Source organism: Acinetobacter sp. YH12070 (genome assembly GCF_013419625.1).
Lineage (GTDB): Bacteria > Pseudomonadota > Gammaproteobacteria > Pseudomonadales > Moraxellaceae > Acinetobacter > Acinetobacter amyesii.
The window spans coordinates 1-10,300 of sequence record NZ_VOZT01000081.1 but is presented as its reverse complement, the minus strand read 5'-3'; the positions used below and the strand labels follow the sequence as shown (position 1 = coordinate 10,300).

Sequence of the window (10,300 nt, the reverse complement as noted above, 5' to 3'; positions counted from 1 at the left end):
GAGTATTTTGATTATCATCTTAAAGAAACAGAATGGCGTTGGATGAGGGAGCCTAATGAGCTAGCAACAGAGTTGTGGGACCTCATTAGGTAAAACTAAGTGCAAATCTGCTAGTCTAGAGCCTTAAAAATTGCCAGTTCTACGGCTGGCTTATTTATTGTCTGTTGTTCTTTTTGAACATTTTGATCAATTGTCATGTAAAAACCTATTACTCAAATTCTAAATATTTAAAATTGTGTTTTGCTGTCGCTCTTATGAAGTACTAACCATTGTTCTTTTTCGGTCGTGTGGTTTCACTGTAAGTGAGGTAAGGACTTGAATATTGTTTCCGGTCCACCCAATCATCATCACTAGCAAGGACAGGTATCGCTTTTTCTGGTGCAGCTTCCGCTACTTTTATTTCAGGCACTTTAGGCACTGCGACTGGTGCAGCTGTCACATTCGTAGGCGTTGCAGAGCCTTCTCGAATGGTTTCCGTATAAGTCAATGCGCGTGTGGAATAAGAAATTTTACGGCCCACTATATCCTTATCAATGGTTGCTTGTGAGTTCTGAACTGCGGCAGCAGTTGACCCAGAAACGATGCCGTTACTCATTCCACTTCCACCTAATACACTGGATAAGCCTTGTGCCCCCTGACCCAAACTTGCCATTTGTGAAGCAGAAAGCCCCAAGTTGAGTTTCGATGAAATTGCAGATAGTGCAGAGTTGGTGACTTGGTCTTTAAATTGATTTAATGCCTGTCCACCTAGATCTTTTAATGCATTTTTTCCTATATTTTTTAAAGAATCTGCATTTAAATTAAAGAGATTATCTTTTAACTGTGAAGTTAAATTTTGCCCCAACGACCCGAGTGCATTCTGAATCAAGTCTGAAGCTCCCGGTACAACGTTTTCTGCCCATTGATAGTCACGCTTAAAATGACTCGCTGAATCCCAAGCACTGCGTGGATCTTTATCAAACTCCACTTTCGCAGGTCCCGGTGCAATTCCTGTGACTTGTGCAAAGCCATTGCCGTCTAATTTTCCTGTAACTTGCTTGCCCAAAGCATCAATCACTTTAAATCCAGTTCCGCTAAAGAAATCTTGACCACCATAGCTCTTAAGCAGTTCTAAGGCCCCTTTCATCGGATTAGAAGTAGAAAGTTGTGCAGACTTGCTAGCACTCGATGCTGGTTTAAATAGATGCTGCCCTGCATTTACTTCAAATTTACCGCCTGTCTTAGCAAAAATTCCCGAGCCATTTAAAGTAATTTGGGAAGAAGCTCCTGTGATCACAATCTCTTTAGGACTGCTAATCTCTATTTTGTCTTCAGTAGAAGAAATCGTAATTCCTTTTTTTGCCAAAATATCCAAAGCATCAGATTGTGCCTGAATTTCGACTTTACTTTGCGCTGCTATTGCTTTAATACCACCTTGAGCTGCAAATAAGCTAACCTTACCTAAAGCTTGTCCCACAATATTTTTTTGCGTACTCAGGTTAATGCTATCACCGGCAATTTGGTTGATCATGCCTGTTGCTGATAAATGAATATCCTCTGGTGTACTCAGTGCAATACCATCCACTGAGTTAAGTAAAAGAATGGCTTTTTTAAATTTAGCGATATCTTTTTCTATTTCACTGGCAAAAGCTTTTAGCTGTTCAACAGATTCAATTTCATCTGTTTTTTGTTGCTTTGCAATATCACTTAAAGACTTACTATTACTATGACTCGTCTCCAGTTGTTTTCTTGCAATCTCTGCATCTAAATGTTCACCATTGGCCTTTTCCTGTTTATAAGTCGACACCAATAAACCTTGTCCAGCTCGTACTGCCCCCCATTGATCTGTCCGCAGCTCAAAACCTTCACCCCGATCTTCACTTTCTGCTTTATCTTTTGGATGACTGAGCTTACCGAGGTTCAGTTGGCTCGCACCATGACTACTTTGCAGCTGGGTACTAATTTGCCCCGTGGTATCATCAAAACGTAATTGACCAAATCCCTCTCCCGCCACTTCTTTGGAACGAATTCCCGCGAGTTTTTTGGTATCTGGTAATTGTCCTTTATTGTCAAATTTAGTGGGACTACGCTGCGCTTCATGAATACGACCAACAACAAAAGGTCGGTCAATATTGCCATCAAAGAAATCAACGACAACTATTTCACCAACTCGAGGTAAGAAGCGCGCTCCATAGCCTTCGCCGGCCCAAGGGGTCAACACATCAACCCAAGCCGAGTCTGTGTCATTATTGTTCGCACCTGCACCACCATCATGGCTATGATCATCAGAACGGGTAAACAGAAAACGGACTTTTATCCGCCCCCATTCATCAACATGGATTTCTTCACCGGCAGGCCCCACAACTTTAGCACGCTGCGGATGTGTTACTGGTCGATGTGTAAGTGGATTAAATTCAGGAACGGTCGTAATATTTCGACGTTGCAAAGCCAAGGTATTGGCTTGGCGTTCATCCGCATCGCTTTGTTTGACTTGCCACTGACTTTGATGGATCAGCTGGGTCACTTGATCAGTTAAATCTTTAGGTAAATTATTTTGGTTATAAAATGATTTAGATAGAATAAGAAATTCTTGATCTGCACCGTTATGCTGATCAATTTCAGGATGCTCATCCAATTTGAACCAATAACCAACTTGCGTATCACGTACGGTACTTTTGGCAATAAATTGTTTGGCTTGAGCCGCATAATAATCACTAAAATTTTGATTGAGACGTTCAACTTGAGCACTATTAGAAGCTGTTGCAGCATCTTCACCATTCAGATCTTGCATCCATGCAGGGCTCAAATGCCATGCCTGCTCTAAGCTTAAGCTCGCATTATCTTGATTTTGACTATGTAGGTGCTTGCTTTGTACTGAACCACCACCTTCGTCCTGTTCAAGCACATCCGCCTGCCATCGTTGCACATGTACCGACGTCGGTTGCAGACTACGCTGACCGATAAAACTGGTCATACTGTCATTTTTTTCAGTCGCACTACTGCGATGAAAACGGATATTACGTCGCTCTAAAGCTTGATATTGACTATTATCATCAATCAAGCGTAGCTTTTGAGCTGCGATGGGTGTCGCAGACGATGTTACAAAAGATTGAGCTTCATCAACCAACCAATGAATGCCTTCACTGCGTAGTAAGCGGGTAATAAAATCATAGTCGGTTTCATTACTTTGCATCATGAATGGTCGAACGTCATACTCTTTTTTTAAGCCGCTTAAGTCCAAACTTAAGCTCGCTGCAAAAAGTGGGCTCTTTTTTTGCCATTCCTTAAAAATAATCTCGACCACATCTTTGACCGATTTATTCATAAACACGCGGCTATTACGACGCTTATGCCATAGTGCCGTTGCATCTTCTAAGGTCAACTTATACAGTGTTAATGCACCATCACTTTGGCCTTGAAATGCTTCTGTAATGATCCCGGTAATACGAAAAAGTTGACCCGCATCGGTTACCTGATCGATTGCGACTTGTGTACCAATAAATTGTTTGAGTTCTAAGGTGGCAGAAGTTGAGAGACAGATGAGCTGAACATTCAAACCTTCACTTAAGGCATGTTCCCCATCAATACGTTGCAAGAATACTTGTTCATTCAGCGTGGTATTGGAAAATTGAATATGCAAGGCACGTTTTTGTGGACTAATGCCCAATTTCTCAAGTGCAGAATAAATATTGTTCAGCATCGTTATTATCTAAAATCAGATTTTTATAAAATATGCGGGGTATTTAATCAAAAAAACTCATATTTTTCTAGGCATAATCTGCCTGCTTTTTTGGGTTTTATGTAAGTAAAAATTCAAATTTCTACATCAATTCTTTATGTTATTTTTACTCTATTTATTTCTGCATTAAAAAAATGTAGAGACCATCAAACTAAACTTCAGGTCTCTTCATACCACCTTACTGCCTTGAATCACGATTAATTAGTATTTAAAAATGCGTGAATATTCTCCAATTGTTCTTGTGCTTCGACATAGCCTTGCAAGGCCGCTTTTTCCAAATATTGCTGTGCAATTTTAAGATCACGCTCTACGCCCATGCCATGAATATAGAAATAACCCAATCGCGTTAATGCCGCAGCACTCATCCCCTGAGCCGCTTGTGCATAATAGCTATGCGCTTGGGTTAAATCTTGCTGCACACCTAAACCATGTTCTGACATTTCACCAAGTTGGTACAAGGCAGTCACATTACCCAATGCTGCCGCTTGCGAGAAATACTGCAATGCTTGTTGGAAATCTTGTGTTCCCCATTGTCCTTTTAAATTAACTAGACCTAGTTGCGTGAGTGCATCAGGATGACCTAATTTTGCCGCTTTCAACAATGCTCGCTGTGTTTGACTATCATCAAATGAGAGATCAGGCAAGATATTTTCCACAGCTAAACGATAGAGATACCAAGCAGCATCCTGCGAACCTTGTTCTGCGGCTTTTTCCAGATAACTCAAACACTGATCACGATGTGCTAATGGATACTCTGGTAATGCATAAAAACGTCCAATCACATAGTTTTGATCAGCGACACAAGTAATGGACATATCATTTAAATGCCTAGCAGCTTCAATTAAAAGTTGCTGTGCTTGCTTGATATTTCGCTCAACACCGACGCCGTGTAGATAGCATAGGGCCAAACCGACTTGGTTAATGAATAATGGTTTGAATTGATACGCTGTTTGATATAACTCAAATGCTTTTTGCGGATCATCACTAACCAAATACTTTTCAAAATACAGTGCGGCAATAAGACTAATCGCTTCAGCATCTTTAAGTTGAGCAGCTTCGGTCAGAAAGCGAAAACCTAAAGTTTCCTGCTTCTCCAAATACCAACCATGAAAATGTGCAATGCCTAATAATCGGCTGGCTGCTGCAACTTTGTGCTCTTTGGCCTGCTGCAAAAGATCATGATAAACCCGCTGACGCTGATCGACGTCGATTTTACCCATCAACACCGCTTGATAATATTCATACAACTGCTGCTGGTGCCCGAGTAGCAATCCTCGCTTTAAATATTGCAATGACTTTTCATCATTTTGCTCAAGATACTTTCCTTGTGCATAGAATTGCTGCAATTGCTGAATAGCCGCCATATGGTCTTGTTGGCCAGCTTTCAGTAAATATTCCACTCCCAAAGTAATATTTGGCGTGGCTTGGTTTAAATAGAACTGTGCCAATTGATACTGTGAATTGGCATGTCCATTGTCCGCATTTTTTTGCAACAAATCTAAATGTTGCTGCTCGGCATGTGTCTGATCTTCTGGGTTTAGTTCAGCGAGTCGATATTGTGCATCCAAATGACCGCGTGAAATCGCATGTCGATACCAATATTGTGCTTTTTCAAGATTGGGCACACCGCCATAGATACCTTCTTCAACTTGCCCCAACACATATGCAGCATCATCACTGCCTAAACTATTGGCTTTTTCCAATAAAGCCAGCGCATTTTCCACACTGACTTCTCGGCCTAAACCTTGTAAATGCATCTGCCCCATAGCGACATAGGCCTGTGGAATTTCATGCTGTTTGGCCAAATTTTGATACAACTCATAGGCACGCGCATAGTCGGTTGGTGCATCAAGCATTAAACGTTCTGCAAATTTCAGCTGTGCATCTAATTGGTCTATCCACAAGTCATGCCCAACCGCTTTAGCCTGATCGCGTTTTACTGGATCGGGTCTTTTCCACATCCAAAACGCAAGTACTCCCATCCCCAAAATTAGTATCAGTAAAAACCACATACTCGCCCCAAAAAAATCAATATTTTAATTATTCCAACATTGTGTCTGATTTTAATTCTATATACAAAAAAAGCACCGAATTCGGTGCTTTATTTTTTTCAAAATGAGATAACTGTCATGCTTTTGCTCGTTTTGCATCAAGTTTTTTGAGCACCTCTGACACAGCCACCATCGCAAAGCTGGACGTCACCACTACTGCTGAACCATATCCACCACAACGTAAGCCCGCACTTGGACAAACATCAGCACTGGAAAATGGATTATCAATCGAATAAACACAGGTAATCCCAAACTTTTCTTTCGGCTTTTTACAAATGCCTTTGCCGCGTAATTGTGTGCGCAATTTAGCTAACATCGGGTCTTGCTCTGTTCTTGATAAATCTGCGACTCGGATTTTCAGCGGATCAAGTTTACCCCCTGCTCCACCCGAAACGATCAACGGAATTTTATTAAAACGGCAATGTAGCATTAAGGCAAATTTTGCCTTCACATCATCAATGCAATCTAAAATTAGGTCAGGAGCACCTGCCAAAATTTCTTTGACATTTTCAGGCGTAAGATAATCATCAATCAAATTTATTTTGATTCGGGGATTAATCGCACGGCAGCGCTCTGCCATCACTTCAATTTTTTCATGTCCCAGTGTCGTGCTCATGGCAGGCAATTGTCGATTGATATTCGATGCAGCAACCACATCCATATCGACCAAGGTTAGCTCACCAATACCTGTACGTGCTAAAGCTTCTACCGCCCATGAGCCTACACCACCGATCCCGATCACCATGACATGACTTTTTTCATAATGATGAAAACTTTCATCACTATATATTTTGGCTACGCCAGCAAAACGGCGGTCATATTCATCATCTTGGAGCAGTTCAGTCATAAAAGTACAAAAGCAGGAAACAGAAGCGCCATTCTAACAAAACTCCTTCATTTTGACTGCGGTAATATTTCTATCACACAGATGGCTTGATCCAACAAATGAAAATAAGCACAATAATTTCGATTAAAATTTATACTAAAACTCAAATAATATTGTTATCCGCCTATGTAGGATCGCCATGTTTTTTTCTATTTTATTGTGTCTGAATACCCTACTTATTTTGGCCTACGCCACACTGATCGTGATATATCAAAAGAAAAATTTGAATCTAAGCAATATCATCCGAATTCTATTTCTCACTCTGTTCGCATTGGTGGCTTTTGCACACTATGAAAGTGAACAACAATTTATAATTATGTTGTGTTTATGGGTAGTTTTCGAGGCATTAAACCTCAAAAAACTCAATGCAGAAAAGTTGAGAAAGTAGCGCTAAAAAAAGAGGCTTTCGCCTCTTTTTCAATCTTACAACCTTAGTCTTTATTCATAATAAAGAAATATTCACGGTAGTATTTAAGCTCTGCAATGGAGTCACGGATATCATCCATCGCCAAATGCGAGGCATTCTTTTTCAAGCCACCCATGATCTCTGGGCGCCAGCGTTTCGCCAATTCTTTCACTGATGATACATCAAGATTACGGTAGTGGAAGTATTGTTCCATTTCAGGCATTAAACGATGTAAGAAACGACGATCTTGGCAAATTGAGTTACCACACATTGGTGATGATTTTGGATTCACCCATTTTTTCAAAAATTCTAAAGTTTGCTGTTCAGCATCTTGTGCTGTCAATTTACTACGACGTACACGTTCGATTAGGCCTGATTGACCATGTTGGCGAGTATTCCATTCATCCATCGCATTGAGCACACGGTCAGACTGATGTACCGCAAGCACAGGCCCTTCCGCCAGAATATTTAAATTATCATCCGTCACAATTGTTGCAACTTCAATAATCTGGTCGTTATCTGTATCTAGACCTGTCATTTCAAGGTCAATCCAAATCAGGCGTGTATCAGGTGTGCTGCTCATAAATGTGCAATCTTATTAGGCTGTAAAAATGAACATAGTAGCAAATTTATTGGGCTTGCGCTGTAAATAGACCCTGCTTTCATGCTATTTTTGCCATCTAGTTTTCATGGTTTTTTAGGATATGAATGGCTTTAATTCGTAAGCGCCGACTGACTGAACAGCAGCAACGTCGCATTCAGAAGCAACATAAATCTCGTCAGGAAGAAATCGATACTTCTGCAGATTTGGAAGGCTTGGTCGTCCAACATTATGGTCGTCAACTTGAAGTTCAAGCGCTGTCTACACCCGACCAACATCCTGAAAAACCTATTGTGCAAGCTGGTGAACCTGAACCACATTGGAAACCCATCGAATTAGGCAGTGTTTGGCGCTGCCATACCCGTACCAATCTCGAATTATTGGTGACGGGTGACCGTGTCAAATGGCAAGCTGACCCGATCACAGGTTTAGGGATTATTACCGCGATTCATCCACGCCAATCTTTACTGACACGCCCTGACCGTTATCACAAAGTGAAACCTGTCGCAGCCAATGTCAGCCTGATTGTGATTGTATTTGCACCACTTCCTGAGCCAGCGCCAGGCCTGATTGACCGCTATTTAGTGGCCTGTGCAGATGCTGATATTCCAGCTTTATTGGTCTTAAATAAATCCGATTTGCTTAAAGACAACGATCCGATCTTAACGCTATTACAAGAATATCGTGACTTGGGCTATGAGGTCATGCAAACCCAATCCGATGGTGACTTAAGCACACTTTCTGCTCGACTTTCTGGTGAAACTGTCGCATTTGTAGGTCAGTCTGGGGTTGGTAAAAGTACTTTAATTAATGCCATTGTTCCGGATGCTGCGCAAAAAACCAATATTATTTCGGAAAACTCCGCGCTCGGTCAGCACACCACCACCTCTACGCGCTTAATTGCGTTTGGTGAAGGTTCTGCATTGATTGATTCACCAGGAATCCGTGAATTTGGTTTATGGCACCTAGAATTGGAAAAAGTTCAGCAAGGTTTCCCTGAGATCGAGTCACATTTGGGCTATTGCCAGTTCCGTAACTGTACGCATAAACATGAAAAGCAATGTGCGCTTAGAATGGCGGCTCAAAATGGCGAAATTTTGCCGCGCCGATTAGACAGTTATTTACGTCTGATCGACGAAATCACGGAAGCGCAGCAAAAAAATTAATTTTTATTCTGTTCATGCCCTTGAAGGGGTGATTTTGATCACCATATTTATGGGCTATACTCTTGGCAATTTAAAATTGTAGTTAGGTGAATTGTGGAACGTTGGTTCGAATTTATGGGGAATCACCCCTTCTTATTTGGAACGCTGGCTGTATTGGTCGTGCTGTTCTTTATTCTTGAAGGCCAGCGTAATGGTCGCAAAATTTCACCTCAATCTTTAGGGATTTTAGTTAAAGCTAAAAATGCTCAATTGATTGACTTACGTGATGCGAAAGACTTCCGCGAAGGTCATATTAGCGGTAGCCGTAATATTCCATATAGCCAAATTACAAAACACATTGAAGAGTTAAAAACTTCTGATCGCCCGTTGGTTTTTGTATGTAACCTTGGTCAAGTGGCAGGTTCTGCATTGCAACAAGTCGGTCATGCAGATGCATACCGTTTAGACGGCGGCATTAGCAACTGGAAAGCTCAAGGCTTACCTTTAGTTAAAAGCAAATAAGCTCTTCTTAGGAGATTAACATGGCTGAAGTTACGATTTATTCAACAACTGTATGTCCTTACTGCATTCGTGCAAAACAGCTCCTAGAGCGTAAAGGCGTGGCTTATAAAGAAATTAATTTATCAAATGAAGCGCCTGAAGTACGTGTTGAATTGATGCAACGCACCAACCACCGTACCGTTCCTCAAATTTTTATTAATGATCAGTTTATTGGCGGTTTTGACCAACTTTATGCTTTAGAGCGTGAAGGCAAACTCGACGGCATGCTATCTTAATTTTAAACATAAATCGTCACCTCATATTAAGGAATAAACAATGAGTGAAGAACAACAAGCTCAACCACAATTGGCATTAGAGCGTATTTATACTAAAGATATTTCTTTCGAAGTACCTGGGGCTCAAGTATTTACTAAAGAATGGCAGCCTGAACTAAATATCAACCTTTCTTCTTCTGCAGAAAAAGTTGATCCAACACACTTCGAAGTTTCACTGAAAGTTGTCGTTCAAGCGAACAATGCGGGTGACACTGCATTTATCGTTGACGTTACTCAAGCAGGTATCTTCCTGATCGATAGCGTTGAAGAAGAACGTCTTCCGTACATTCTTGGTGCTTACTGCCCAAATATCTTGTTCCCATTCCTACGTGAAGCAGTGAACGATATGGTTACTAAAGGCAGCTTCCCACAATTATTGCTTACACCAATTAACTTCGATGCTGAATTCGAAGCGAATTTGCAACGTGCGCAAACTGCTGCTGAAGGCCAAGCTTAATCGCTTATCTTCAAATCTAAAAAAGACCGCTTTTAGCGGTCTTTTTTATTGCTTTATTTATCCCCTCTCCTTCTAGGCATAGGTATCTACACATTTTTTATAAATTGAATGCGATCTGAGCAATCGCATTCAGCTCATCAGACGAATACTCTGACAACAACTGAAGAGTGTTCAATAGTATTGAAAGCCCTGCCAGTATG

At 41.0% G+C, this 10,300-nt stretch carries 8 protein-coding genes and 1 pseudogene; 5 read left to right on the top strand and 4 right to left on the bottom strand.

Going from position 1 to position 10,300, the window contains the following annotated elements; all coding sequences use genetic code 11:
• A pseudogene (locus tag FTU17_RS15935) lies at positions 1–93 on the top strand (IS1595 family transposase); the annotation flags it as partial.
• A gap of 169 nt (positions 94–262) precedes the next feature.
• On the opposite strand, the gene FTU17_RS15930 reads toward FTU17_RS15935, so the two are convergent.
• From FTU17_RS15930 to orn, 4 genes are all read right to left on the bottom strand, one after another.
• Positions 263–3,679, bottom strand: coding sequence for a type VI secretion system Vgr family protein (locus tag FTU17_RS15930; RefSeq protein WP_180135998.1), 3,417 nt, complete (start codon positions 3,677–3,679; stop codon positions 263–265).
• Between the two features lie 236 nt (positions 3,680–3,915).
• On the bottom strand, positions 3,916–5,730 hold the full coding sequence (locus FTU17_RS15925; protein WP_180135996.1) for a tetratricopeptide repeat protein: 1,815 nt from the start codon (positions 5,728–5,730) through the stop codon (positions 3,916–3,918).
• A gap of 115 nt (positions 5,731–5,845) precedes the next feature.
• Positions 5,846–6,616, bottom strand: a complete 771-nt coding sequence (locus FTU17_RS15920; RefSeq protein WP_180004537.1) for a ThiF family adenylyltransferase — start codon at positions 6,614–6,616, stop codon at positions 5,846–5,848.
• A 470-nt stretch (positions 6,617–7,086) separates the two neighbouring features.
• On the bottom strand, positions 7,087–7,644 hold the full coding sequence (orn, locus tag FTU17_RS15915; RefSeq protein WP_067763591.1) for an oligoribonuclease: 558 nt from the start codon (positions 7,642–7,644) through the stop codon (positions 7,087–7,089).
• 125 nt (positions 7,645–7,769) lie between these two features.
• On the opposite strand from orn, the gene rsgA reads away from it, so the two are divergent.
• The 4 genes from rsgA (at position 7,770) to secB (ending at position 10,100) form a co-directional block, all read left to right on the top strand.
• Positions 7,770–8,828, top strand: a complete 1,059-nt coding sequence (gene rsgA / locus FTU17_RS15910) for a ribosome small subunit-dependent GTPase A (protein ID WP_078192688.1) — start codon at positions 7,770–7,772, stop codon at positions 8,826–8,828.
• A gap of 93 nt (positions 8,829–8,921) precedes the next feature.
• A complete protein-coding gene (locus FTU17_RS15905) occupies positions 8,922–9,329 on the top strand; it encodes a rhodanese-like domain-containing protein (protein ID WP_078189639.1) in 408 nt (135 codons plus the stop codon).
• A gap of 20 nt (positions 9,330–9,349) precedes the next feature.
• Positions 9,350–9,604: a glutaredoxin 3 gene (gene grxC / locus FTU17_RS15900; RefSeq protein WP_078189640.1), complete on the top strand. Its 255-nt coding sequence runs from the start codon at positions 9,350–9,352 to the stop codon at positions 9,602–9,604.
• A 40-nt stretch (positions 9,605–9,644) separates the two neighbouring features.
• Positions 9,645–10,100 carry a protein-export chaperone SecB gene (gene secB, locus FTU17_RS15895; protein ID WP_078189641.1) on the top strand — a complete coding sequence of 152 codons (456 nt, stop codon included), beginning with the start codon at positions 9,645–9,647 and terminating at the stop codon, positions 10,098–10,100.
• The last annotated feature ends 200 nt before the right edge of the window (positions 10,101–10,300 follow it).

Coding starts and splice junctions, on each gene's coding strand:
- FTU17_RS15930 (WP_180135998.1), bottom strand. CDS start 3,679: ATGCTGAACAATATTTATTCTGCACTTGAGAAATTGGGCATTAGTCCA.
- FTU17_RS15925 (WP_180135996.1), bottom strand. CDS start 5,730: ATGTGGTTTTTACTGATACTAATTTTGGGGATGGGAGTACTTGCGTTT.
- FTU17_RS15920 (WP_180004537.1), bottom strand. CDS start 6,616: ATGACTGAACTGCTCCAAGATGATGAATATGACCGCCGTTTTGCTGGC.
- orn (WP_067763591.1), bottom strand. CDS start 7,644: ATGAGCAGCACACCTGATACACGCCTGATTTGGATTGACCTTGAAATG.
- rsgA (WP_078192688.1), top strand. CDS start 7,770: ATGGCTTTAATTCGTAAGCGCCGACTGACTGAACAGCAGCAACGTCGC.
- grxC (WP_078189640.1), top strand. CDS start 9,350: ATGGCTGAAGTTACGATTTATTCAACAACTGTATGTCCTTACTGCATT.
- secB (WP_078189641.1), top strand. CDS start 9,645: ATGAGTGAAGAACAACAAGCTCAACCACAATTGGCATTAGAGCGTATT.